Origin of the sequence: Phenylobacterium sp., assembly GCF_036502675.1 — a bacterium.
Classification (GTDB): Bacteria; Pseudomonadota; Alphaproteobacteria; order Caulobacterales; family Caulobacteraceae; genus Phenylobacterium.
Genome location: NZ_DASXYF010000035.1, coordinates 25221 through 47712 on the forward strand (window position 1 = coordinate 25221; position 22492 = coordinate 47712).

23 protein-coding genes and 1 tRNA gene are annotated in these 22492 nt (G+C 70.5%); 13 read left to right on the top strand and 11 right to left on the bottom strand.

What is annotated here, in order from left to right:
- The first annotated feature begins 93 nt into the window (after positions 1-93).
- From VGL30_RS04090 to hflX, 3 genes are all read left to right on the top strand, one after another.
- Positions 94-957, top strand: a complete 864-nt coding sequence (locus VGL30_RS04090) for a D-amino-acid transaminase (protein WP_331537052.1) — start codon at positions 94-96, stop codon at positions 955-957.
- Positions 958-1059: 102 nt separating this feature from the next.
- Positions 1060-1305: an RNA chaperone Hfq gene (gene hfq, locus VGL30_RS04095; RefSeq protein WP_331537054.1), complete on the top strand. Its 246-nt coding sequence runs from the start codon at positions 1060-1062 to the stop codon at positions 1303-1305.
- Between the two features lie 47 nt (positions 1306-1352).
- The gene (hflX, locus tag VGL30_RS04100) at positions 1353-2618 is read left to right on the top strand and encodes a GTPase HflX (RefSeq protein WP_331537056.1); all 1266 of its coding nucleotides are present in this window, start codon (positions 1353-1355) and stop codon (positions 2616-2618) included.
- Here hflX and mazG read toward each other — a convergent pair.
- From mazG to VGL30_RS04145, 9 genes are all read right to left on the bottom strand, one after another.
- Positions 2615-3433, bottom strand: a complete 819-nt coding sequence (gene mazG, locus VGL30_RS04105) for a nucleoside triphosphate pyrophosphohydrolase (protein WP_331537058.1) — start codon at positions 3431-3433, stop codon at positions 2615-2617. The two genes, hflX and mazG, sit on opposite strands and share 4 nt — an antisense overlap.
- Complete coding sequence (locus VGL30_RS04110) at positions 3402-4778, bottom strand: MFS transporter (RefSeq protein ID WP_331537060.1); 1377 nt, start codon at positions 4776-4778, stop codon at positions 3402-3404. Before VGL30_RS04110 ends, mazG begins: the two co-directional genes overlap by 32 nt.
- Before the next feature lie 215 nt (positions 4779-4993).
- Entirely contained in the window at positions 4994-5596 is a 603-nt protein-coding gene (locus VGL30_RS04115; protein ID WP_331537062.1) for a phosphoribosylglycinamide formyltransferase, read from the bottom strand.
- Positions 5596-6420 carry an MBL fold metallo-hydrolase gene (locus tag VGL30_RS04120; protein WP_331537064.1) on the bottom strand — a complete coding sequence of 275 codons (825 nt, stop codon included), beginning with the start codon at positions 6418-6420 and terminating at the stop codon, positions 5596-5598. Before VGL30_RS04120 ends, VGL30_RS04115 begins: the two co-directional genes overlap by 1 nt.
- Complete coding sequence (locus VGL30_RS04125; RefSeq protein ID WP_331537066.1) at positions 6417-7193, bottom strand: TatD family hydrolase; 777 nt, start codon at positions 7191-7193, stop codon at positions 6417-6419. Before VGL30_RS04125 ends, VGL30_RS04120 begins: the two co-directional genes overlap by 4 nt.
- A 6-nt stretch (positions 7194-7199) precedes the next feature.
- Positions 7200-8198 (bottom strand): DNA polymerase III subunit delta', encoded by a 999-nt coding sequence (locus VGL30_RS04130; protein WP_331537068.1) that lies wholly within the window; start codon positions 8196-8198, stop codon positions 7200-7202.
- Positions 8191-8823: a dTMP kinase gene (tmk, locus tag VGL30_RS04135; protein ID WP_331537070.1), complete on the bottom strand. Its 633-nt coding sequence runs from the start codon at positions 8821-8823 to the stop codon at positions 8191-8193. The genes VGL30_RS04130 and tmk overlap by 8 nt, the downstream gene beginning before the upstream one ends.
- 91 nt (positions 8824-8914) lie before the next feature.
- Complete coding sequence (locus tag VGL30_RS04140) at positions 8915-9994, bottom strand: septal ring lytic transglycosylase RlpA family protein (RefSeq protein WP_331537072.1); 1080 nt, start codon at positions 9992-9994, stop codon at positions 8915-8917.
- A gap of 179 nt (positions 9995-10173) precedes the next feature.
- Positions 10174-10893, bottom strand: coding sequence for a class I SAM-dependent methyltransferase (locus VGL30_RS04145; RefSeq protein ID WP_331537074.1), 720 nt, complete (start codon positions 10891-10893; stop codon positions 10174-10176).
- A 244-nt stretch (positions 10894-11137) separates the two neighbouring features.
- On the opposite strand from VGL30_RS04145, the gene VGL30_RS04150 reads away from it, so the two are divergent.
- From VGL30_RS04150 to VGL30_RS04195, 10 genes are all read left to right on the top strand, one after another.
- Positions 11138-11578 carry a cupin domain-containing protein gene (locus tag VGL30_RS04150; RefSeq protein ID WP_331537076.1) on the top strand — a complete coding sequence of 147 codons (441 nt, stop codon included), beginning with the start codon at positions 11138-11140 and terminating at the stop codon, positions 11576-11578.
- Positions 11579-11701: 123 nt separating this feature from the next.
- Positions 11702-11789, top strand: a tRNA-Ser gene (locus VGL30_RS04155).
- A 248-nt stretch (positions 11790-12037) separates the two neighbouring features.
- On the top strand, positions 12038-12163 hold the full coding sequence (locus tag VGL30_RS04160) for a hypothetical protein (protein WP_331537078.1): 126 nt from the start codon (positions 12038-12040) through the stop codon (positions 12161-12163).
- 115 nt (positions 12164-12278) lie between these two features.
- Positions 12279-13358 carry a potassium channel family protein gene (locus VGL30_RS04165; protein ID WP_331537080.1) on the top strand — a complete coding sequence of 360 codons (1080 nt, stop codon included), beginning with the start codon at positions 12279-12281 and terminating at the stop codon, positions 13356-13358.
- 128 nt (positions 13359-13486) lie between these two features.
- Positions 13487-15748, top strand: a complete 2262-nt coding sequence (locus VGL30_RS04170; protein ID WP_331537082.1) for a diguanylate cyclase domain-containing protein — start codon at positions 13487-13489, stop codon at positions 15746-15748.
- 55 nt (positions 15749-15803) lie between these two features.
- Complete coding sequence (locus tag VGL30_RS04175; protein WP_331537084.1) at positions 15804-16175, top strand: hypothetical protein; 372 nt, start codon at positions 15804-15806, stop codon at positions 16173-16175.
- Between the two features lie 101 nt (positions 16176-16276).
- On the top strand, positions 16277-17440 hold the full coding sequence (locus VGL30_RS04180; RefSeq protein ID WP_331537086.1) for a patatin-like phospholipase family protein: 1164 nt from the start codon (positions 16277-16279) through the stop codon (positions 17438-17440).
- Between the two features lie 9 nt (positions 17441-17449).
- Positions 17450-18235 carry a 3-hydroxybutyrate dehydrogenase gene (locus VGL30_RS04185; protein WP_331537088.1) on the top strand — a complete coding sequence of 262 codons (786 nt, stop codon included), beginning with the start codon at positions 17450-17452 and terminating at the stop codon, positions 18233-18235.
- Positions 18236-18487: 252 nt separating this feature from the next.
- Entirely contained in the window at positions 18488-20755 is a 2268-nt protein-coding gene (locus VGL30_RS04190) for an NADP-dependent malic enzyme (protein WP_331537090.1), read from the top strand.
- Positions 20756-20846: 91 nt separating this feature from the next.
- A complete protein-coding gene (locus tag VGL30_RS04195) occupies positions 20847-21437 on the top strand; it encodes a sigma-70 family RNA polymerase sigma factor (RefSeq protein WP_331537092.1) in 591 nt (196 codons plus the stop codon).
- Between the two features lie 97 nt (positions 21438-21534).
- On the opposite strand, the gene VGL30_RS04200 is transcribed toward VGL30_RS04195, so the two are convergent.
- Positions 21535-21696: a hypothetical protein gene (locus VGL30_RS04200; protein ID WP_331537094.1), complete on the bottom strand. Its 162-nt coding sequence runs from the start codon at positions 21694-21696 to the stop codon at positions 21535-21537.
- 145 nt (positions 21697-21841) lie between these two features.
- A complete protein-coding gene (locus tag VGL30_RS04205; RefSeq protein WP_331537096.1) occupies positions 21842-22453 on the bottom strand; it encodes a sugar transferase in 612 nt (203 codons plus the stop codon).
- Positions 22454-22492 lie beyond the last annotated feature (39 nt).

The window sequence follows — 22492 nt, forward strand, 5'->3', positions numbered from 1 at the left end:
AACGGCTTCCTACCGAAAGCAGGGGACGAGTTGCGGCGTTCGGATGTCTGCGGCCGCAAACCTCTCCGCGACCGCGCAGGAAGGCCTCGCCTGATGGGCCGTATCGTCTATGTGAACGGCCGCTACGTGCGCCACGCCGAGGCCTGCGTGCACATCGAGGACCGCGGCTACCAGCTCGCCGACGCGGTCTATGAGGTCTGGGCGGTGTTCGACGGCCGGCTGGCCGACGCCGAGGGCCATTTCGCGCGGCTCGCCCGCAGCCTGGGCGAGCTGAAGATCGCCGAACCCATGGGCCGCCGGGCGCTGACCGTCGTGCTGCGCGAGACCCTGCGGCGGAACAAGGTGCGCGACGGCCTGCTCTACCTGCAGGTCAGCCGGGGCGTGGCGCCGCGCGACCACGCCTTTCCCCAGGGCTCCGTACCGCCGGCTGTGGTGGTCACCGCCAAGTCCCTCGACCGGGCGGCGGCCGAGGCCAAGGCGGCCAAGGGGATCGGGGTGGTCACCCTGCCCGAGACTCGCTGGGCGCGTTGCGACATCAAGACCGTGGGCCTCCTGCCCAACGCGCTCGCCCGGCAGACCGCCGCCGAGGCGGGAGCGAGCGAGGCCTGGTTCGTCGACGACATGGGCCTGGTGACCGAGGGCGCGGCCTCCAATGCCTGGATCGTCGACGCCGACGGAATCCTGCGCACCCGCGACACCAACGCCAACATCCTGCGCGGCGTCACCCGCTTCACCCTGATCGACGTGATCCGCGAAAGCGGCCTCGCGGTGGACGAACGCCCCTTCACCGTCGCCGAGGCGCTTTCGGCCAGGGAGACGTTCGTCACCGGCGCGGGCGCCCTGGTCACCGCGGTGGTCAGCATCGACGGCCGGCCGGTGGGCGACGGCAAGCCCGGTCCGGTGGCGACGAAGCTCCGGAGCCTCTATATCGAGCGGGCGAGGGCGACGGCGGTCTAGATCGCGCGAGTGCGATTGCTTCGACCGTGAAAGCCTGCGTACTTCGAAACTGTGTGTGGGGGCGGCTGTCGCCCCTCGATGAAAAACAAGAGGCGAAAAGCCATGAGCGACAAGAAACAGAACCTGCAGGACACCTTTCTCAACAGCGTGCGCAGGTCGAAGACTCCTCTCACCATCTTCCTGGTGAACGGCGTGAAGCTGCAAGGGGTGGTGAGCTGGTTCGACAACTTCTGCGTGCTGCTCCGCCGCGACGGCCAGTCGCAACTGGTCTATAAGCACGCCATCTCCACCATCATGCCGGCCCAGCCGGTGCAGCTCTACGAGCCGGCGGAAGACGACGAGGATTGAGTTCATCAAAGGCAGTTGATCGCGAGGCCCCGCCCCAGCGGGCGGTCGTGATCCATCCCGTCCACGACGCGCGCTCCGCCTCGCGCAGCGCTCAGGCGCGGCTGGACGAGGCCACGGGCTTGGCGATGGCGCTGGACCTGGTGATCGCAGGGACGCTGATCGCGCCCCTGCGCGGCCGCACGCCTGCGACCCTGTTCGGCAAGGGCAAGGTCGAGGAGATCGGCCGGCTCTGCGAGGACGTGGAGGCGGACGTCGCGGTGATCGACGACGCCCTGACCCCGGTGCAGCAGCGCAACCTGGAGAAGGCCTGGCAGGTGAAGGTCCTCGACCGTACCGGCCTGATCCTGGAGATCTTCGCTCGCCGGGCGCGGACGCGGGAAGGCCGGCTGCAGGTGGAGCTGGCCAGGCTCTCCTACGAGCGCTCGCGCCTGGTGCGCACCTGGACCCACCTGGAGCGGCAGCGCGGCGGCTTCGGCGTGATGGGCGGCCCGGGCGAAACCCAGATCGAGACCGACCGGCGGCTGCTGGCCGAGAGGATCGGCAAGCTGAAGCGCGACCTTCTCGAGGTGCGCCGCACGCGGACCCTGCAGCGCGCGGCGCGCCAGCGGCATCCTTATCCGACGGTGGCGCTGGTGGGCTACACCAACGCCGGCAAGTCGACCCTGTTCAACCGGCTGACCGCCTCGGAAGTGGTGACCGAGGACATGCTGTTCGCCACCCTGGATCCCACCCTGCGGGCGCTGAAGCTGCCGGACGGCCGCCCGGCGATCCTGTCGGACACGGTGGGCTTCATCTCCGACCTGCCGCATGAGCTGGTGGAATCCTTCCGCGCCACCCTGGAGGAGGTGCGCGAGGCCGACGTGATCCTGCACGTGCGCGACATCGCCAGCGACGAGAGCGAGGCGCAGGCGCAGGACGTGCGCGCCGTGCTGGAGCGGCTGGGCGTGGACCTCGAGGAACGCCGGGTGGTGGAGGTGTGGAACAAGGCCGACCTCCTCGACCTGGAGACCCGACAGGCCCTGGCCGGCGACGCGCGGCGGGTCCATCCGCCGGCGCAGCTGGTCTCGGCCGCGACCGGGCAGGGTTGCGAGGCGCTGCTGGCCACCGTGGCCGGCCTGGTGGACGACGCCCCGCCGGTGGCCGCCCATGTGCCCCCCGGCGACGGGGCGGCGATCGCCTGGCTCTACCGCCACGGCCGCGTCACCCAGCGGACCTCCGACGCCGAAGGGGGCGTCACGCTGTCCGTGCGGCTGAGCGCCCAGGCGCTGGGACAGTTCGAGCAGATGTTTCCTGAGGCCGAGGTGCGGGTCTAGCCCTTCTCCGCCGCCTTCGCCCGGTCCCAGAGGGCGTCCATCTCAACGAGGTCCGATTGCTCCGGCGTCAGCCCTCGGGCGGCGAGCGCCGCCTCGATGAACTGGAAGCGGCGGATGAACTTGGCGTTGGTGGACCTCAGCGCGTCCTCCGGCTCGATGTCGAGGGCGCGGGCGAGGTTGGCGACCACGAACAGCACGTCGCCCAGTTCCTGGCGCAGCTTCTCCCGATCTCCGGCCGCGATCTCGGCCTCCAGCTCGCCCACCTCTTCGTGCAGCTTGGCGACCACCTCGCCGACGGTGGGCCAGACGAAGCCGACCTTCGCGGCGCGCTTGGAGAGCTTGACGGCGCGGGTGAGGGCGGGGAGGCCGACGGGCACGTCGTCCAGCAGGCTGGCGGCGCGGCCCTTGCCAGCTCGCTCGGCGGCCTTGCCGGCCTCCCAGGCGGCGCCCTGCTCGGCGATGGAGCCGTAGGCGACGCCGGCGAAGACATGCGGATGGCGGCGCTCGAGCTTGTCGCAGATGGCGGTCGCCACGTCGTCGAAGTCGAAGGCGCCTTGCTCCTGAGCCATCCGGCCGTGGAACACCACCTGCAGCAGCAGGTCGCCCAGCTCCTCCTTCAGGTCGGACAGGTCGCCCCGCTCGATGGCGTCGGCGACCTCGTAGGCCTCCTCGACGGTGTAGGGCGCGATGCTGGCGAAGGTTTGCTGCACGTCCCAGGGACAGCCGGTGGCAGGGTCGCGCAACCGGGCCATGATGGCGGTCAGCCGGTCGATGGGACGCAGGTCAGTCGGCGGGGCGGGAGCGGGGGCGGGCATGAAGGCTCCCTGAAGGCGACGATTCAACGGCCGGCGCAAGGGGCGGGCTTGCGTCCGCCCGCGCCAGCGCGTCGCGGATGGCCCGATGACGCCGGGCGGTCAGCGGATGGCGCAGCACCAGCCAGCCCGCCAGGACGGAGAGGGCGGCGGGCAGGCCGACGAACAGGCCCTGCAGGCCATGCAGCCCCGCTGGACCTCCGCTGGCCCGGGCGTCGAACCCGAACGCCTGCAACAGCGGGAAGGCGACGCCCACCGCCGCCGCCGAGCCGATCTTCACCGTACCGGAAAGCAGGGCGTAGAGCAGGCCGGTGCGGTCGACGCCGGTCGCCAGCCGCACCTCGTCGCCCACGTCGGCCATCATGGCGCGCAGCAGGAAGGCGCCGGCCGCGAACGGCACGCCGATTAGGAACATCAGCACGCCTGCGACGACCGTGTCCCCCGGCGGGATGGCCAGCGCGCACAAGGTCAGGGCGGCGTAGATCCCGTTGGAGACGGCGAGCGCCCGGTGCTTGCCCAGCTTCACCGCCAGCCAGGCCCACAGCGGCGCTCCGGCCAGACCGCCGATGAAGTAGGCCAGCAGCAGCAGGCTGGCCGCCCCCTTGTCGAAGCCCTTCACCCGCTCGAAGAAGAAGAAGAACAGCGCCCCGGTGATCGCGGGGCCCGCGCCGATCAGGAAGTCGGCGGCCAGGATGCGCAGCACGTTGCGCCGCCCCAGCAGTCCCAGGTAGTCGACCGCGCTGGCGCGAGACGGCGCCGTGGTGACCAGGGGCTCCGGCACGCGCCAGACGGCCAAGGCCACGGTCAGCGGGGTCAGCACCACCACGAACCACCCCATGGCCGCCACGCCGGCGCTGTGGGCCTTGATTCCGAAGAACGGCAGCAGGGCGGGCAGGGTGAGCACCAGCACCATCCCCACTACATTGCCCGCCTGCCACCAAGCGTAGATCCGCGAGCGCTGGTTGTAGTCGGGCGACAGGACCGCGCCCCAGGCGATCTGCGCCAGGCTGGAGATCGAGGTTCCGGCGTAGACCGCCAGCAGCCAGACCAGCAGATAGCCGGTCCCGACGCCCGGCCTGGCCATGAACAGCTGCCAGGTGGCGACCATCAGTATCGGCACGCTGAGCGCCAGCCACAGCCGGAACCGACCGAAGCGGCTGCGGGTGGCGTCCATCACCGCGCCGATGAACGGGTCGAAGCCGATGTCCAGCAGGCGCACCAGCAGGAAGGTCGCGCCCACCGCCGTCAGGCTCAGACCTAGTTCGCTGGCGTAGAACTCCGGCAGATAGACGACCAGCGGCAGGCCCAGGCCCGCCAGCGGCAGGCAAGGCAGGGCGTAGGCCGCCATGCTTGGGTCTGAGCGTCGGACGTCAGCCATTTCGGCGAGCATTTCACATGTCGGTGCGCTGGGACAGCGAGGCGCCGGCCGGCCCGTGTTGCACCGTTCCGGCGAAACCATCCAATTCTCGCCTAAGGAATATTATCAGAAATTAAGGCCTCAGCGCGAGCCTGGTCGTTGGCCCCCAGGGTTATATGGCTGAACATCGGGCGCTCTTCTTTGGGTCAAGCGGGCAGTTTGAGCCGTCCGTCAGCGATCCGTTGCAGCGTTTCGACGAAGAAGCCCGGCTCCAGGGCCGTCACCCGGGCCTCCAGGGTCTCCGCGGTGTCGTCGGGCCGGACCTCAACGGCGCGGCGCGCCACCACCGGGCCGCGGTCGTATTCCTCGTCCACCAGATGGATGCAGGCGCCGCTCTCGGCGACGCCGGCGGCGATCACCGCCTCGTGCACCCGGCGGCCGTACATGCCGTGGCCGCCGAAGTCAGGCAGCGGACCCGGGTGGATGTTGAGGACGCGGCCGCGATAGCGCGCCAGGGTCTGCGGGCCGAGCTGGCGCAGGTAGCCGGACAGCACGACGAGTTCGACCCCGGCGGCCTGCAGGGCGTCGCGCAGAGCCCCGTCGGCGGCCTCGGGGTCGGACTGGGTCGGGATGCAGAGGGTCGGTACGGCGCGAGCGGCGGCGAATTCCAGGACCGGCGCCGTGCGGTTGTTGGAGACGACGAGGCGCGGCTCGGCGTTAAGACTTCCGGCTTCGATGGCGCCAAGGATCGCCCGGGCGCTGGAGCCGTTGCGGGAGGCCAGGAATCCGAGCTTAAGAAATTGAGACATCAGAAGATTCCATGCTCAAGCTGATGTCGGAAGCGAAGGCCGTCGAAGGCCGGTTCCACGCCGGGCGGCAGGGCGGCGGCCAGGGCGTGATAGTCCAGGTCGACGTGCATGTTGGTGAGGATGGCCCGCTTCGGCTTAATGCGCGCGATCCATTCCAGCGCCATGTCGACATGGGCGTGGGTCGGGTGCGGCCGCCAGCGCAGGGCGTCGACGATCCAGACGTCGAGGTCCGCCAGGGCCTCGAAGGCCTCGTCGTCCAGACCGACCACGTCGCTGGAATAGGCCACGCCGCCGAAGCGGAAGCCGATGGAGCGGATGCCGCCGTGGTCCTGATCGAAGCTGACGACGGGGATGGGGCCGGAGGGCCCCTCCACCGCCCAGGCCTGGCCATGCGCGGGCAAGGCCATGGGGCGGCAGATGGCGGGATAGCCCCCCTCCCCCTCGAAGAGGTAGCCGAAGCGACGGATCGTCGAGGCGGCGGTCGCCGTGTCCATGTGGCACGGGATCAACGCGCGCTGGCGCAGGAAGAAGGCGCGGACGTCATCGATGCCGTGGGTCTGGTCGGCGTGGTCGTGGCTGAGCAGGACGGCGTCCAGTCGCTTCACCCCGGCGCCGGCCGCCTGCAGGCGGAAGTCGGGGGAGGTGTCGACCACCAGGGTCGTTTCCTGCTCCGCCCCCTTGCCCAGCCGACGGACGAGCAGAGAGCAGCGGGTGCGCAGGTTCCTGGGCTCGGCGGGGTCGCAGGCGCCCCAGTCGCCGTCGGCCCGCGGCACACCGCCGGAGGACCCGCTGCCCAGGATGGTGACCTCCAGCACGCCGGTCATGGGCGCGGAATCCGGTCGAAGAGGGCGAAGAAGGCGTCCTCGGTGCGCTGTTCGGCCTCCTCGCGGCCCCAGCCGCGGATCTCGGCGAGCTTCTCCAGCACGGGGACGATGTAGGCCGGCTCGTTGCGACGGCCCCGGTGCGGCACGGGGGCCAGGTAGGGGCAGTCGGTCTCGACGATGATCCGGTCGGCGGGCATGTCGGCGATCACCGCGCGGACGTCGGCGGCGGCCTTGAAGGTGGCGATGCCGGAGACCGAGAACCAGGCGCCCAGCGCCGCGGCGCGGGCCGCGAGCTCCGGCCCGCTGGTGTAGCAGTGCATCAGCAGGCGGAAGGGGCCGGCGGCGTGCTCCTCCTCCAGGATGTCGCCCATCGCCGCGTCGGCCTCGCGGGTATGGACGACCAGCGGCAGTCCGGTCCGGCGGGCCGCGGCGACGTGGGCGCGGAAGACCTGGGCCTGCACCTCGCGGGGGCTGAGGTCGTAGTGGAAGTCGAGGCCCGTCTCGCCGATCCCGACCACCCGAAGGTCCTCGGCCAGGCGGACCAGGTCGGCGGCGGCGAGGCCGGGATTCTCCCTGGCCTCGTGCGGGTGGGTGCCCACGGTGCACCAGATGTCCGGCGCGTCGGCGAGCTCGCGGACCTTCTGGAAGTGGGAGACCTTGTCGCTGATGTTGACCATCAGCTTCACGCCCGCAGCGCGGGCCCGGGCGATGACGGCGTCCCGGTCCTCATCGAATTGCGGCGCGTGCAGGTTGACGTGGCTGTCGATCAGCATCGGATCTCAGGCGCGGGCCGCCTCGCGCAGCTCGGACAGGGCGGTGTACAGGGCGTCGGCGCGGTCGAGATTGAGCCCCTCGGCCTCGCGCGGCAGGCGGGTCAGCGTCTCCCACGCCTGGGCCCAGCGATCAAGCCGGCCCTGGCCCTCGGCGGCGCGGGTGACGGCGAAGCCGTAGACCCGCTCGGCCAGTCGCTCGAACAGCAGGCCGAACTGCAGGGCCCCCTCCCCGCCGCGGAACCGGTCGGCCAGCGCCAGCGCCAGGCTCTCGTCCACCTGCGGCAGCGCCTGGAGGATGTCGCGGGCGGCGTCGTCCAGTTCCAGGGCGCCGGCGGCGGCCAGGGTGAAGGCCCGGCCCAGCGCGCCGCCGGACATGCGCGACAGGCGCAGCGCCTCCTCGTCGTTTACCTCCAGGCGGGCCTGCAGGAAAGCCGCCGCGCCCTCCAGGTCGAGGGGACGGAAGGCCAGCCGGCGGCAGCGGGAGCGGATGGTGGCCAGCAGCCGGCCCGGCGAATGGGAGACCACCAGCAGGACGCCGCGGGGCGGCGGCTCCTCCAGGGTCTTCAGCAGGGCGTTGGCGGCGTTGACGTTGAGGTCGTCGGCGGCGTCGACGATGGCCACCCGGTGCGGGGAGCTGGCCGGCGACTTGGAGAAGAACTCGCCCAGGCGGCGGGCCTCGTCGACGGGGATGACCTTGCGCGGCTTGCCGTCCTCGCCGACCCGCTCCAGCACCAGCAGGTCGGGGTGCGAGCGGGCCGTCACCTGGCGGCTGACCGGGTGGGCGGGGTCCGAACCCAGGACGCCGTGGGCCGGATCGGCCGGCGCGCCCAGCAGCCGGCGGGCGGCGCGGTAGGCGAAGGTCGCCTTGCCGACCCCCTCCAGGCCCGTGAACAACCAGGCGTGGTGCAGGCGACCGCGGCCGCGGGCCGACTCGAAGGCCGCCTCCTGGTCCTCGTGGCCCTGAAGTCCGAAGACCTCGCGGGGGTGCGGGACGGGGTCAGCCATCGGCCGCCAGCCGGGCCGCGACCACCGCCCAGATCGCCGCCTCCACCGCGTCCGGCGGCAGGGTGGCGTCGATGACCGTGCAGCGCTTGGGCTCGGCGCGGGCGATGTCCAGGAAGGCCTGGCGCAAGCGGGCGTGGAAGGCCTGGCCCTTGGACTCGAAGCGGGTCTCAGCGTCGCCGCGGCCGCCGGCGCGGGCCAGGCCGTCTTCCACCGGCAGGTCGAGGATCAGGGTGAGGTCGGGGCGCACAGGTCCCAGCACCTGGGCCTCGAGGGCGGCGATCAGGGCCGGATCTGCGCCGCCGGCGGCGCCCTGGTAGGCGCGCGTGGAATCGGCGAAGCGGTCGCAGACCACCCAGGCGCCGCGGGCCAGCGCCGGGACGATCACCCGCTCCACGTGGTCGCGGCGGGCGGCGTACATCAGCAGCGTCTCGGTGACCGGCGACCAGCGGTCGGCCTCGCCGCGGACCAGCAGGTCGCGGATGCTCTCCGCGCCCGGGGAGCCGCCGGGCTCGCGGGTGGCCACCACGTCGCGGGTCCCGGCCAGGCGGGCGGCCAGCCTGCGGAGCTGGGTGGACTTGCCGGCCCCCTCCCCGCCTTCGAACGTGATGAACCTGCCCTGCGCCACGGGCCCAAGATGGCCGGTCGCGCGCCGATGTCCAGACCGGGGTCAGATCCGACGCAAGGCCGGTGAGGACGTTCGTTTGGATCGGCGGGGCTCAGAACGGGCGGATCACCCGGGCGTCGGCGTAGCCGGAGGCCGCGACGCGGTCGCGCAGGGCCCAGGCCTCGGCCTCGTCGTTGGAGGCCTGCAGCATCACCCGGTAGAGGGTGGCGCCGTCCTCGCGGGAAACAGGCTCCACCGTGGCCGGGCCGGCGGAGGCCAGCTGGCTCGCCACCCGCTGGGCGGCGTCGGGATTCGAATAGGCGCCGGCCTGCACCCGGTAGGCGCCGCCCGCCGGCGCGGGACGGCCGGCCGGGCTGTCGGCCTGGGCGCTATAGGTCGGCCTGTAGGCCGGCTGGACGGGCGGCGCGTAGCCGGGCATGGCGGTGGGCGCGTAGGTCTCGCCGGTCCGGCCGTATACGGAGGCGCTCGACGTCTCATAGCGGGCCGGCGCGGCTGCGGCCGGCGGCAGGGATTGGGCGCCGACGGGCGCGGGCGGGGCCAGCGGACGGGCGGCGACCACGGCGATCGGCGCGGGAACCGCAGCCTGCGGGGCGACGGGCCGGGCCGGGCCGGCCGCGGCGTAGCGGGTCCCCTCGCCCACCCCCAGCGGGGCCGAACCCAGGTAGCGCACGCGCACGTTGGCCAGGCCCTTCTGGTCGTAGCCCAGCTGGCGGGCGGCCTCGCGGCTCAGGTCGATGATCCGGTCGCCCACGAACGGCCCGCGGTCGTTGACGCGCACCACCAGCTTACGGCCGTTGTCCAGGTTGGTCACCTCCACCAGCGAGGGCATGGGCAAGGTGGTGTGCGCCGCCGAGATGGCGTGCATGTCGAAGGTCTCGCCGTTGGCGGTGGCCTTCATGTGGAACTCGTCGCCGTACCAGGAGGCGACGCCGGTGTGGTCGTAGGCCGGGTCCTCCTTCGGCACGTACCAGATGCCGCCCACCTGGTAGGGATTGCCCACCTTGTAGACCCCGCCTTTGCCGGCGGGCTGGGTCCCCTGGCTCGCCTGGCCAGCGGCTCCGGTCGGCAGGCGGTTGGAGAGCGTCGGGTGCACGGTGGCGCAGGCCGACAGCGCCACGCCCGCCAGCAGCAGCGCGGTAAGGTTACGGACCGGGGCTCGGGCGGCGGACATGCGGGGATTTTCCTCTCGGCAACACGATCCGCGGGCGCGGCGTCACGGTTAATCCTGGGCAAGGAGGTTTGACCGTGCGTTAAGCGGCTTGGTTAACGGGTGCGACGGTTTGCGCCTTCCCGCCCGCCTGGGCGTATGGCTCGCGTCGGGTTGCAAGCCTCGCGAGCCCCAGTCTCAGGTCAGAACGTGGCCTTGAGCTTGCGAACCACGCGGTCCGCAATCGACAGGCGCTGGGTATGCGTCACCCTGAACACCTTCGGCGCGTCGGCGGAAAGCGACTTCTGGGCCCAGCCCCAGCCGTCGTCTTCGGTGAAATTCCCGAATGCGGGATGCGGCAGGACGAGCTTCTCCCAGACTGCCCGGACCTGCTGGAGATCCTTTTCCTCGTCGGTCAGGGCCTGGACCTGCGGGTTCGACATGGCGGCGGCGCTGCCGCGATAGTTCCAGTCGAGGTCGTCGAACAGGATCCAGCCGCCAGGCTTCAACACCTTCTCGCACAGGAAGAAGGTGAATCCGTCAGCATCCCAGGTGTGCGCCCCGTCGATGAAGATGAAGTCGAACGGTTCCGCGGCGTAGTCGTCGAGGTTCCGTTGCAGGTGCCAAGTGTAGGAGATCGGGTCGAAGTGCAACTCGACGAACCGGTCGAGTCCGGCCTCCGCGACGAGTTGCGCCGCGGCGGGAAGCCGCTCCTTGGCGCTCAGGATATCGACGCCGATTACCTTGCCGTTCAGTTCTTCGGCGGCGCCGGCCATCCAGACCGTCCCCACCCCGTGGGCGAACCCCAGTTCCAGGCAGCGGGGGGCTGGGGTCTGCAGGATGAAGTCGTAGAGCTGGCGGCCTCTCCGCGGGGGCGTGTGCGGTGTGTCCTTGACGATTGAAACGATCCGATCCGGCGTCATGGACGGCTCCGCACATGCTGTGGATCGACGCTAGCACGGCCGGCGACGGACTCCACCATAGGTCGATCAGCAGGAACGGCACGCATGCTTCATCATTGGATTTGCATGCAGACTGCACGCTTAGCGAGCAGGAGGCGAGGCTGCGCCTGGCGTTGATCGCCCGCCAGCGATGGCGTGCGACCACCGGCGGTGGCGACGAATGCGGGTGCGTATGCTAAAATTGCCCTTAGACTGGAGGAACGCCATGCTGAAAGCCATCGCCCTTGCGAGCGGCCTCGTCGCCCTCGCTTCACCCGTCTTCGCCCATGCCGCCGGCGGCGAGGCCTGGGGCCCCGGCCCGCCCGGACTGCCGCCGGGCAGCCAGGCGACGGTGGTCTCCGGCGACCCGACCAAGCCTGGGCCGTTCGTCATCAAGGCGAAGATGCCGGCCGGCTACAGGATCCCACCCCACTGGCACCCCACCGACGAGAACGTCACCTTGCTCTCCGGCGACCTGACCCTGGGCATGGGCGACAAGCTCGACCCGGCCAAGGGCGAAAAGCTCGCCGCCGGCGGGGCCATCGTGGCCAAGGCCAAGATGCACCATTTCGCGATGACCAAGGACGGCGCGGTGGTGCAGATCGCGGCCGAGGGTCCGTTTGAGATCACCTACATCGATCCCGCCGACGATCCGCGCCGGAAGTAGGCCCCGGCAAGGCCCTGCGCCGCCCGCCCTTGGCACCGCAGGGCGAACCCGGATACAGCACCGCGGTCTGCATGCAGGACGGGTGGCCGAGTGGTTTAAGGCAGCGATCTTGAAAGCTTGTGGGGATGGGTGGCCGAGCGGTTTAAGGCACTGGTCTTGAAAACCAGCGACGGGCGACCGTCCGTGGGTTCGAATCCCACCCCATCCGCCAATAAATACAGCCACTTAGCCGTTATTTAGCTCAGCGCCCGGCGCGCGATGCCGCGCCGCTGGAAGCGGCGAATAGCGAGCTGCAACGAAGGGTAAACACGGCAGCGATTTAACGGATGTGCAACAGCGGAGGCGCCGCTACCGGGGCGCGTCAGGCTTATCGACCAGCTTCTCGACTAGGACGAATCGACATTCAGCGCAGCCAGAGCATGACGGCGGCGATGTGGATGAAGGCCGCTGGGACCCCTCATGGCCGCGAACGCCGGGACCGCCGTCCTGCGGATGGCGAGCGGCTTCGAAGTCCCCATCACCCTGATCGAGACCGACGCGGACGGCGCGGACTTCGACGCCAGCGGAGATCTTCCGGCGGCGTGAGGCCGCCAGCCGAAGCTTTGCCGTAAAATCAGGCGCCTGGACTATATTCGGCGCGGCGCGCCTAGGCGCCGGCCGCGGGGTGGGACAGCCTCCGGGCGATGATCCGCACCGGCTGATGAAACGCACCGTCCCAGGGTTACTGGACTCCCCGCTCAGGAACCTGGCGGCCGTGGTCGCCTTCATGCTGGCGCTGATCGTAGTGACCACCGGCGGCTATATGGCGGCCGGCTGGAGCTTCGCCGACGCCGTCTACATGGTGATCCTGACCGTCTATTCGGTGGGCTACGAGGAAGTGCGGCCGATCGATACGCCGGCGCTGCACGCGCTCACCATCGCGGTGATCGCTTTCGGTTGCACGGGCATGATCATCTTGACCGGCGCCCTGGTGCAGGTCTTCACCATAGCGCAGATCAGCCAGATCATGGGCTCCAAGCGTGTGAACACCGAAATCGACCGCCTGAAGGACCATGTGATCATCTGCGGCTTCGGCCGCATCGGGGTGATGCTGGCCGCCGACCTGAGAGGCGCGGCCGGCCGCTTCGTGGTGATGGACCGCAGCGAGGCTCGGATCGCCGAAGCCCGGTCGCTGGGCTATCTCTGCCTGCAGGCGGACGCCGCGGACGAGGCGGCGCTGCGGGCCGCGGGCGTAGCGCGCGCCCGGGTTCTGGCCACCGTGCTGCCCGACGATGCGGCCAATGTGTTCATCACGCTCACCGCCCGCAGCCTGAACCGCGAGCTGCAGATCATCGCCCGCGGCGAGCAGCCCTCCACCGAGAGCAAGCTCATCTACGCGGGGGCGAACAAGGTGGTGCTGCCCACCCACATCGGCGCCGAGCGGATCGCCGAGATGATCCTGCACCCGGAGACGGCCCGGTTCCTGCGCGGGTCGGAGCGAATGATCGACTTCGAAAAGACCCTGCGGAACCTGGGGCTCTATCTGGAGATGGTCACCGTGCCGGCGGGGTCGCGCGCGGTGGGCGACACGATCGGAGACCTGGAGCAGCGGGCGCGCGGCGCCTTCTACGTGGTGCAGGTCGACCGGCGTGAGGGCGACACCATCACCCGGCCCGAGCCCACGGTGCGCGTCGAGGCGGGCGACGGGCTGCTGGTGGTCTCACGCGCCGAGATCGCCGCGGTCACCACCATCCTGCAGGCGCCGCCGGAGCGGGTGCGGGCCGGGCGCAGCCGGTTCTGATCGCCCGGCCCCTGACACGTAATCTGCAATAACTGCGACAATCTGGCTCTGTTTTTCCGCGTCATCTTCAGGGTTTGATCACCCCAAACCGGTAGGTTTCGCAGCGTTGGGGTGGCGGAACGCAGACCATGTATGACCAGAAGACTCGCCGCGGTCTGATCTGGCCGGCCCTGTTGCTGGTCGCAGCCGCGCTGGGCTTGCTGATCGGTGCGCAGATCTATCTGGCTCGCGAGGCGGACTTGTCGGCCTTTATACGCGAGCGGACCGTCGTGGCCAACGGCCTCGACAACTACGCCGACGACATCGCCCGCAGGAGCGTGTCGGTGACCCTGTGGGACGACGCCGTCGTCCACCTGGACAACCGCTTCGACTACGCGTGGGCTGAGACTAACATCGGCCGCTACCTGAGCGACACGGAGAAGTTCCAGGCGGCCTTCATCCTCGATCGCGCCGACCGGACGATCTACGCCATGCGCGGCGGGCTCAGCGTGCCCATCGCCGGCGTCGGCGATCTGGCGGCCGCCGCCTCCGACCTGGTGGCGGAGACGCGAGTCGCGGAAAGCCGGCGCGGGCCGGCCGCGGCGATCATCGCCCGCCGCCACGCCATCGAGACCCCGATATTCGCCTCCGGCTACCGGCGGGTGGGCAGCGACGCCTACCTGATCACCGCCATGCTGGTGCAGCCGGACTTCGGGACCGCCCTGCCGCAGCACGAGCGCTCGACGGTGGTGGTGTCGGCGTTGCGGATCGACGCGGCCTTCCTGGGGGTGATCGCCGATCGCTTCCTGCTGAAGGACGCCCGCTTCCAGTTCGGCGCGCCGCCGGCGGCGGCCGGACGCGCCGAACTGGCGCTGAACAACGGCCGCAACTCGCCGATCGCCAGCATCGCCTGGACACCGCCTACGCCGGGCACGGAATTGCTGCGCCGCGCCTTGCCTTCGACCCTGCTGCTGGTGGGCGCGCTCTGCGCGCTGGCCTGGGCGCTCTACGTCCGGGCACGCAAGGCGGCGCATAACCTGATCGCCAGCGAGGCGCGGGCGGCGCACATGGCCTATCACGACAGCCTGACCGGCCTGCCCAACCGGACGAGCCTGGCGGAGAAGCTGGGCCGCGAGCACGAGCAGTTGCGACGCACCGGCGTGGACTTCGCCGTGCACTGCGTCGATCTCGACCGGTTCAAGGAGATCAACGACACCTTCGGCCACGCGGCGGGCGACGAGCTGATCCGGGCGGTGGCGAAGATCCTGTCGGCCGCCTGCCGGCGGGGGGACACGCTGGCCCGGCTGGGCGGCGACGAGTTCGCCATCGTCCAGGCGTCCGCCACGCCCGGGAGCGCCGCGGCGCTGGCGGACCGGATCATCGCCACCCTGGCCGAGCCGATCGAGCTGTCGGTGGGCCGAACGTACATCGGCGCCAGCATCGGGGTGACCCTGGTGCGCGATCCCCTGACCGATCCCCATGACCATCTGCACCAGGCCGACCTGGCGCTCTATCGGGCCAAGGACGGGGGCCGCGGACGTTACGCCTTCTTCGAGCCGGAGATGGATGCGGCGGTCCGGATGCGCCGCGCCCTGCAGGCGGACCTGCGCCAGGCGCTGAGCAACCGCGACCTGCAGATGGTCTACCAGCCGCAGGTGGACGCCAGCGGCCAGGCCTTCGCCGACAGCGCCGCCTGGCCGGGCCTGAAGGTGGCCGTGAACCTGTCGGCGGCGCAGCTGCGCCTGCGGGACTTCACCACCAAGCTGGCGGAGCTGGTGGCGGAGACCGGCGTCGATCCGCGCCGGTTCGAGGCGCGGCGAACCCGCGTAGCCGGGGGACGGTTTCCACTTCCGGCTGTCGCGCTCTACGCTGCCTTCCAACCCGCCCGGAGCGGGCTCAGAGGAAGGACCACGCCCATGATCCGACGCGCCCTCGCCGTCGCGGCGCTCACGTTCGCCGCCGCAGGGTCCGCCGCGGCGCAGACGCCGACGGTCATCCGCACCTTCGCCTCGCCCACCGCGCCGATCGCCCAGACGGTGAGCGTGCCGGCGGGCTACGAAACCATCCACATCTCCGGCGTGCTGCCCGACCTGCCCAAGGCGCCGGAAAAGCCCGGCGACGCCGAGACGCAGGCCGCCGGCGTGTTCGACAAGATCGCCGCGATCCTGAAGACCAACGACCTGTCCGAAGGCGACGTGGTCACCATGACCATCTACATGGCGGGCGGCGACGGCGGGGCGCGGATGGACTTCGCCGGCATGATGAAAAGCTACCTGAAGCACTACGGCACGGCGGCCCAGCCCAACAAGCCGGCGCGCTCCACCGTGCAGGTCGCAGCCCTGGCCGCGCCGGGCGCGCTGCTGGAGGTGGAGGTGAGCGCGGTGCGTGCGCCGAAGGCCTCGCCGCATTGACCGGGGGCGCCGGGGGCGTATGATTCGCGGGCCTCAGGCAAGAAGGGCCAAGCCCATGCCGAACCCCCCGGAAGCCGAACCCTCCCCGTCCGTCGTCCGCCCCGTCGAGGCGGCGCTCGCGCCCTATCGCCTCTACGCCCAGGCCTTCGCCACCGCCCAGGAGGCGGCGGGCCTGTGGATGCGGGCCTGGCTGCACGCCTGGGAAGGCGCGCAGACACTGGCGCTGCAGCAGATGCAACTGGCGCGCGGGCTCAGCGGCGCGATGACGGCCGCACGTCCTTCGGCGGCGGAAGGCTCCGAAGCGGACCCGCAGGCGGTCGCCTGGCCATTGGGCCGCATCGCGGCCGCGGCGGCCCGCGTGGCCCAAGCGTTCGACAGCGACCCGCGCTGGACGGCGCGGCCGACGGAGCGGCCCCGGCCGCACTGAGGTTGCGAGCCGTCTTCGGCGTCTTCGCTTGTGCACCGCAATATCGCTAGTGCAGCGACGCGGCCGCCGGGCTATGATCGGCCGCACCTCATGGAGCGGCCATGCGAGACACCGCTGAAACAGGCTCACAGCCCAGACGCGTCCTGGTGTTGCAGGGCGGCGGCGCTCTCGGCGCCTACCAGGGCGGTGTCTATGAGGCGCTGAGCGACGGGGGCGTGCAGCCGCACTGGGTGGCGGGCATCTCCATCGGCGCGATCAACGCCGCGATCATCGCCGGAAATCCCCCGGAGTCACGCGTGGCGCGGCTGCGGGAGTTCTGGGAGCTGGTCTCCTCGGGCCTGACGCTGACGCCGGTGGCGGTCAACGAACAGATGCGGGCGATGATCAGCGAGGCCAGCGCCGGCTGGGCGGCGACCTTCGGCGTGCCCGGAATGTTCGCGCCCCGGCTGGTCTCGCCGCTGCTGCGGGCCGACGGGGGGCCGGAGGCGCTCAGCTTCTACGACACGACGCCGCTTCGGCAGACGCTGGAGCGGCTGGTGGACTTCGACCGGATCAACTCCGGCGAGACGCGGCTCTCCGTCGGCGCCGTCAACATCCGCACCGGCAACTTCGCCTATTTCGACAACGTCCGGGAGACCATCGGGCCGGAGCATATCATGGCCTCGGGCGCCCTGCCGCCCGGCCTGCCGCCGGTGGAGATCAAGGGCCAATGGTACTGGGACGGGGGCCTGGTCTCCAACACCCCGCTGGAATACGTGCTGGAGGCCGACCGCCAGGACGACCTGCTCATCCACCAGGTGGACCTGTTCAACGCCCGCGGGCGGTTGCCGCGCAGCCTGCCGGAGGCGATCGAGCGAGAGAAGGAAATCCGCTTCTCCAGCCGCACCCGGCACAACACCGACACCAACATGCGCATCCACGAGCTGAAGTCGGCGCTGCGCAACCTGATCGGCGCCCTGCCCGCCTCGCTGTCCGACGACCCGGACGTGCAGATGCTGGGGGCGTTCTCGAAGGAGACGGCGGTGACGGTGGTGCAGCTGATCTACCGCTCCAAGGTCTACGAGGGCGGCTCGAAGGACTACGAGTTCTCCCGGCCCGCCATGCAGGATCACTGGACCTCCGGCGTGGTGGACGCCAAACGCTCGCTGCGCCGGCAGGCCCGGTACATGGCCGCCTCCCGCCCCGGCGGCACCGCCGTGTTCGACCCCGGCCGCGACGAGGCCGCCAAGCCGCCGTCGGCGCTCTCTCCCCCCGCTTCAGCCTAGGACCTGCGCATGTCTCTGAAATCCAAGGCCGCCGTCGTCACCGGTTCGACCAGCGGCATCGGTCTGGCCATCGCCCGGTCGCTGGCGGCCGAGGGCGCGAACGTGATGATCAACGGCTTCGGCAAGCCGGAGGACATCGAGAAGGAGCGCGCCGGGCTGGAAAAGGACTTCGGCGTCCGCTGCGCCTATTCCGCCGCCGACATGTCCAAGCCCGACCAGATCGCCGGGATGATCGCCGAGGCGGAGAAGACCTTCGGCGCGGTCGACATCCTGGTGAACAACGCCGGCGTGCAGCACGTCGCGCCGATCGAGGAGTTCCCGGTCGAGAAGTGGGACCAGATCATCGCCATCAACCTGTCCTCGGCGTTCCACGCCATGCGCGCGGCTGTACCGGGGATGAAGGCGCGCAAGTGGGGGCGGATCATCTCGACGGCCTCGGCCCATTCCCTGACCGGCTCGCCGTTCAAGTCGGCCTATGTCTCGGCCAAGCACGGGATCGCCGGCCTGACCAAGACCGTGGCGCTGGAACTCGCCACCTTCGGCGTCACCGTCAACTGCATCAGCCCGGGCTATGTCTGGACGCCGCTGGTGGAGAATCAGATCCCCGACACCATGAAGGCGCGCGGGCTGACGCGGGAGCAGGTGATCCACGACGTGCTGCTGGACGCCCAGCCCACCAAGCAGTTCGTGACGCCGGAGCAGGTGGGGGCGATGGCCGCCTACCTGTGCGGCGAGGCGGCCAGCCAGATCACCGGCGCCAACATGTGCATCGACGGCGGCTGGACGGCGCAATAGGGCCACGGATCTGGCGACCCACGGCCGGCCATGCTCGCGTGACCGCGGATCTCCCCTTATTTGGATGTCTTCGCCGGGCTTGTCCGGGCGACCCATGAACGCCGTCCTGAGAAGATAGCCTCCGGACGCGGTGTCCATGGATCCCCGGCATTCCGCGCTCGCGCGCTCCAGCCGGGGATGACGTCTGCGAAAAGGATTGCGGGCCGCGGGCGCATACGGCTCGCCGCCGTCACCTCATGGAGGCCGACCCACATGGACGAAGACCTTCGCCGCGAGGCGCTGCGCTATCACCGGATTCCGCGCGCCGGGAAGATCTCCGTGCGTCCTACCAAACCGATGGCGACGCAGCGCGACCTAGCGCTGGCCTATTCACCGGGGGTGGCGGCGGCCTGCGAGGCCATCGTGGCCGACCCGGCCCAGGCGCGGGAGCTGACGACGCGCGGCAACCTGGTGGCGGTGATCACCAACGGCACCGCCGTGCTCGGCCTGGGGGACATCGGGCCGCTGGCCGCCAAGCCGGTGATGGAGGGCAAGGCCGCGCTCTTCAAGACCTTCGCCGGCATCGACGTCTTCGACCTGGAGGTTGACGCCCATGACGTGGACCTGTTCTGCAACGTGGTGGCGGCGCTGGAGCCCACCTTCGGCGGGATCAACCTCGAGGACATCAAGGCGCCGGAGTGCTTCGTCATCGAGCGGCGGCTGCGCGAGCGGATGAACATCCCGGTGTTCCACGACGATCAGCACGGCACGGCGATCGTCTGCGCCGCGGCGATCCTCAACGGCCTGCGCCTGCAGGGCAAGGCGCTGAAGGACGTCAAGCTGGTGACCTCGGGCGCGGGCGCTGCGGCCATGGCCTGCGTCGACCTCCTGGTCAGCATGGGCCTGCCGCCGGACCACGTGACGCTGACCGACATCAAGGGCGTGGTGCACGCCGCCCGCGAGGATGTGCCGGGCTCGGAGCTGGCCCGCTATGCGCGCCACACCGACGCGCGGATCCTGCCGGAGGTGCTGGACGGAGCCGACGTGTTCCTGGGGCTTTCGGCGCCCAGGGTGCTGAAGCCCGAGTGGCTGGGCCGGCTGGCGCCCAACCCGTTCATCCTGGCGCTGGCCAACCCGGAGCCGGAGATCCTGCCGGAGCTGGCCAAATCCGCGCGGCCGGACGCCATCGTCGCCACCGGCCGCAGCGACTATCCCAACCAGGTCAACAACGTGCTGTGCTTCCCCTTCGTGTTCCGCGGCGCCCTGGACGTGGACGCCTGCGAGATCAACGAGGCGATGAAGATCGCCGCCGTGCAGGCGGTGGCCGACCTGGCGCGCGAGGAAGTGAACGAGGTGGCCGCGGCCGCCTATGGCGGAGCCTCGCCGACCTTCGGGCCCGAGTACATCATCCCCAAGCCCTTCGACCCGCGGCTGATCCTGCGGATCGCGCCAGCGGTGGCCAGGGCGGCCATGGACTCCGGCGTCGCCCGCCGGCCGATCGCCGACTTCGCGGCCTATTACAGCGAGCTGGAGCGGTTCGTGTTCCGCTCCGGCCAGCTGATGCGGCCGGTGTTCGACATCGCCCGGCGCCGCCGCCGGCGGGTGGCGATCGCCCAGGGCGAGGATCCGCGGGTGCTGCGGGCGGCGCAGACCATCGTGGCCGAGGGGCTGGCCACGCCCGTGCTGATCGGCCGGCGCGCGGCGATCGAGGCCCAGGCGCAGGCGTTGGGACTGAAGCTCGACATCGGCGGCAAGATCGAGGTGCTGGACCCCGAGGCGGACGCCGACGTCTTCGAACCGCTGGTGGCGCGCTACCAGGCGATGGTAGAACGGCGCGGCGTGCCGGTGGAGGACGCGCGCCGGCGCCTCGCCACGCGGCCGTCGGTGGCCGCAGCCCTGCTGCTGGCCGTTGGCCGGGTGGAGGCGGCGCTCTGCGGCGGCGAAGGCGACTGGTGGAGCCACATGACCGACGTCCTGCCGATCGTGCCGCGGGAGGCGGGCGCGGGGCGGATCTATTCGATCACCGGCCTGATCCTCGACGAGGACGTGGTGTTCATCGCCGACACCCACGTGAACGTCGACCCGACGCCGGAGCAGATCGCCGAGATGACCGTGCTGGCCGCCGCCGAGGTGCGCCGGTTCGGCCTGACGCCCCGGGCCGCCCTGCTCTCCCACTCCAACTTCGGAGCCAGCAATTCGCCGACGGCGCGCAAGATGCGCGAGGCGCTGCGGCTGGTGCGCCAGCGGGCGCCGGAGCTGCAGGTGGACGGCGAGATGCACGCCGACGCCGCACTGAAGGAGGTGCTGCGCCGGCGGCTGGTGCGCGACAGCGTGCTGACGGGTTCGGCGAACCTGTTGATCATGCCCAGCCTGGACGCCGCCAACATCGCGCTGACCCTGCTGGCCGCGGCGACAGGTGCGCTGAAGGTGGGGCCGCTGTTGCTCGGCGCCGCGAAGCCGCTGCACATCCTGACGACGGACGTGACCGCGCGGGGAGTGGTGAACATGACCGCCCTCGCTGCAGCACAGGCGGCGCCTTGAGGGAATGCGATCATCACGTCGTTCAAAGGCGGAGCTTATTGCGGCGCTCGCGCGTTAACGGTCCGCAGGGACGCGAGCGAGAGGCTGGTCGATGACGACGGAAAGCGGACGGGACGAGGCGTTCAAGGCGGAGCTGACTCAGCTCATCCCCCACATGCGCGCCTTCGCGCGCTCGCTGTGCGCCAACCCCGCCGAGGCGGAGGACCTGGCCCAGGAGGCGCTGCTGAAAGCCTGGAACGCGCGCGGCAGCTACGCCATCGGGACCAACCTGAAGGCCTGGACTTTCATGATCCTACGCAACCAGTTCTATTCCGAGAAGCGCCGCTCCTGGCGCTCCGCCCCGCTCGACCCGGAAGCGGCGGAGCGGACCCTGGTGGCGGTGAGCGATCCTGACGCCGGCCTGGAGCTGGACGAGGTGCGCCGGGCGCTGGCGCTGCTGCCGGACGACCAGCGCGAGGCGCTGATCCTGATCGGCGCGGGCGGGTTCTCCTACGAGGAAGTGGGCGAAATCTGCAACTGCGCCACCGGCACCATCAAGAGCCGGGTCAGCCGCGCCCGCGACCGCTTGGCGCTGATCCTGGCGGAGGGCTCGCAGCCGCAGGACGGCGTGCGCCCGAGCGCGGCGATGGACTGCATCCTCGGCGAATTGGCCAGCCTGGGAGCGCACCGCAGGGCGGCGTAGCCGCGAAGCTCAGCAAGCGGACACTCATCTTGAAGTTGTGCTTAGGTCGGGCTGATCACAATTAATTTATTGCAACGCAACAACGGACGCTGCAGAATCACTCTGCGGCGTCAAGCGTTGCATTGACGGCCGCCTGAGCCGCCTGCCGGTCGGAATCGGCGCCACTGGCGACCGTATCGCCGTTTTCGTCGTACACATGCCACGTCCAGCCGGCTTCCGCTTGGCTGAGAGAATAGGCCAACTGCTGCACGCTCTGCATTCTGAACGTCCTGGGTTACTGCACTGCACAATGAACGCCCGAAGGGTCCCGCGGTCAACACAACTGTCGTCGGGGGGATTTGGTTCAGTCCGTGTGGCGGACTTGTGACGCGAATGTGCAGCCGCCGGAGCGGCTGGCGCCCGCCCTAGTAGGAGCCGCGCTTGGCCAGGACCGCCGGCAGGGTGGCGGCGAGCACCCAGATGTCCAGCAGCGGGTTCTTGTGGCGGGCGTAGATGCAGTCCAGCGCCACGCGGGTGCGGTAGCTGACGTCGTTGCGGCCGCTGACCTGCCAAAGGCCGGTGATGCCCGGCTTCACCGCGCAATAGTGCCGGTAGCGCCAGCCGTAACGCGGGACCTCGGCCTCGACGATTGGCCGCGGGCCCACCAGGCTCATCTCGCCACGCATAAGGTTGAACAGCTGCGGCAGCTCGTCGAGGCTGGAGCGGCGCAGGAAACGGCCGATCGGAGTGATGCGGGGATCGTTGCGCAGCTTGAAGTCCGCCGCCCATTCCGCCCGCGCGGCGGGGTCGGCGGCCAGGAGGTCGGCCAGGCGGGCCTCGGCGTCGACGGCCATGGTGCGGAACTTCAGGCAGTAGAACGGCTGGCCGTGCCGGCCGACCCGACGATGGCGGAACAGCACCGGACCGCGGTCATGGGCGTGGATGGCCAGGGCGATGGCCAGCATCAGCGGCAGAACGAGCAGACAGACGCTCAGGACGATCAGCACATGCATCAGATCAAGGATGGCGGCGTCCACCGAACGCCGACGCCGCGCTCCGGACGGCGCACGCCCAGC

Excerpts from the sequence above, each read along its gene's own strand:
- VGL30_RS04120 (WP_331537064.1), bottom strand. The coding sequence starts at position 6,420 with ATGACCGGCGTGCTGGAGGTCACCATCCTGGGCAGCGGGTCCTCCGGC.
- mazG (WP_331537058.1), bottom strand. The coding sequence starts at position 3,433 with ATGCCCGCCCCCGCTCCCGCCCCGCCGACTGACCTGCGTCCCATCGAC.
- VGL30_RS04200 (WP_331537094.1), bottom strand. The coding sequence starts at position 21,696 with ATGCAGAGCGTGCAGCAGTTGGCCTATTCTCTCAGCCAAGCGGAAGCC.
- VGL30_RS04150 (WP_331537076.1), top strand. The coding sequence starts at position 11,138 with ATGCTGAAAGCCATCGCCCTTGCGAGCGGCCTCGTCGCCCTCGCTTCA.
- VGL30_RS04145 (WP_331537074.1), bottom strand. The coding sequence starts at position 10,893 with ATGACGCCGGATCGGATCGTTTCAATCGTCAAGGACACACCGCACACG.
- VGL30_RS04160 (WP_331537078.1), top strand. The coding sequence starts at position 12,038 with ATGGCCGCGAACGCCGGGACCGCCGTCCTGCGGATGGCGAGCGGCTTC.
- VGL30_RS04130 (WP_331537068.1), bottom strand. The coding sequence starts at position 8,198 with ATGGCTGACCCCGTCCCGCACCCCCGCGAGGTCTTCGGACTTCAGGGC.
- hfq (WP_331537054.1), top strand. The coding sequence starts at position 1,060 with ATGAGCGACAAGAAACAGAACCTGCAGGACACCTTTCTCAACAGCGTG.
- VGL30_RS04175 (WP_331537084.1), top strand. The coding sequence starts at position 15,804 with ATGCCGAACCCCCCGGAAGCCGAACCCTCCCCGTCCGTCGTCCGCCCC.
- VGL30_RS04195 (WP_331537092.1), top strand. The coding sequence starts at position 20,847 with ATGACGACGGAAAGCGGACGGGACGAGGCGTTCAAGGCGGAGCTGACT.
- VGL30_RS04190 (WP_331537090.1), top strand. The coding sequence starts at position 18,488 with ATGGACGAAGACCTTCGCCGCGAGGCGCTGCGCTATCACCGGATTCCG.
- VGL30_RS04185 (WP_331537088.1), top strand. The coding sequence starts at position 17,450 with ATGTCTCTGAAATCCAAGGCCGCCGTCGTCACCGGTTCGACCAGCGGC.
- VGL30_RS04165 (WP_331537080.1), top strand. The coding sequence starts at position 12,279 with ATGAAACGCACCGTCCCAGGGTTACTGGACTCCCCGCTCAGGAACCTG.
- VGL30_RS04115 (WP_331537062.1), bottom strand. The coding sequence starts at position 5,596 with ATGTCTCAATTTCTTAAGCTCGGATTCCTGGCCTCCCGCAACGGCTCC.
- VGL30_RS04180 (WP_331537086.1), top strand. The coding sequence starts at position 16,277 with ATGCGAGACACCGCTGAAACAGGCTCACAGCCCAGACGCGTCCTGGTG.
- VGL30_RS04140 (WP_331537072.1), bottom strand. The coding sequence starts at position 9,994 with ATGTCCGCCGCCCGAGCCCCGGTCCGTAACCTTACCGCGCTGCTGCTG.
- VGL30_RS04090 (WP_331537052.1), top strand. The coding sequence starts at position 94 with ATGGGCCGTATCGTCTATGTGAACGGCCGCTACGTGCGCCACGCCGAG.
- VGL30_RS04170 (WP_331537082.1), top strand. The coding sequence starts at position 13,487 with ATGTATGACCAGAAGACTCGCCGCGGTCTGATCTGGCCGGCCCTGTTG.
- VGL30_RS04125 (WP_331537066.1), bottom strand. The coding sequence starts at position 7,193 with ATGCTGATCGACAGCCACGTCAACCTGCACGCGCCGCAATTCGATGAG.
- VGL30_RS04110 (WP_331537060.1), bottom strand. The coding sequence starts at position 4,778 with ATGGCGGCCTACGCCCTGCCTTGCCTGCCGCTGGCGGGCCTGGGCCTG.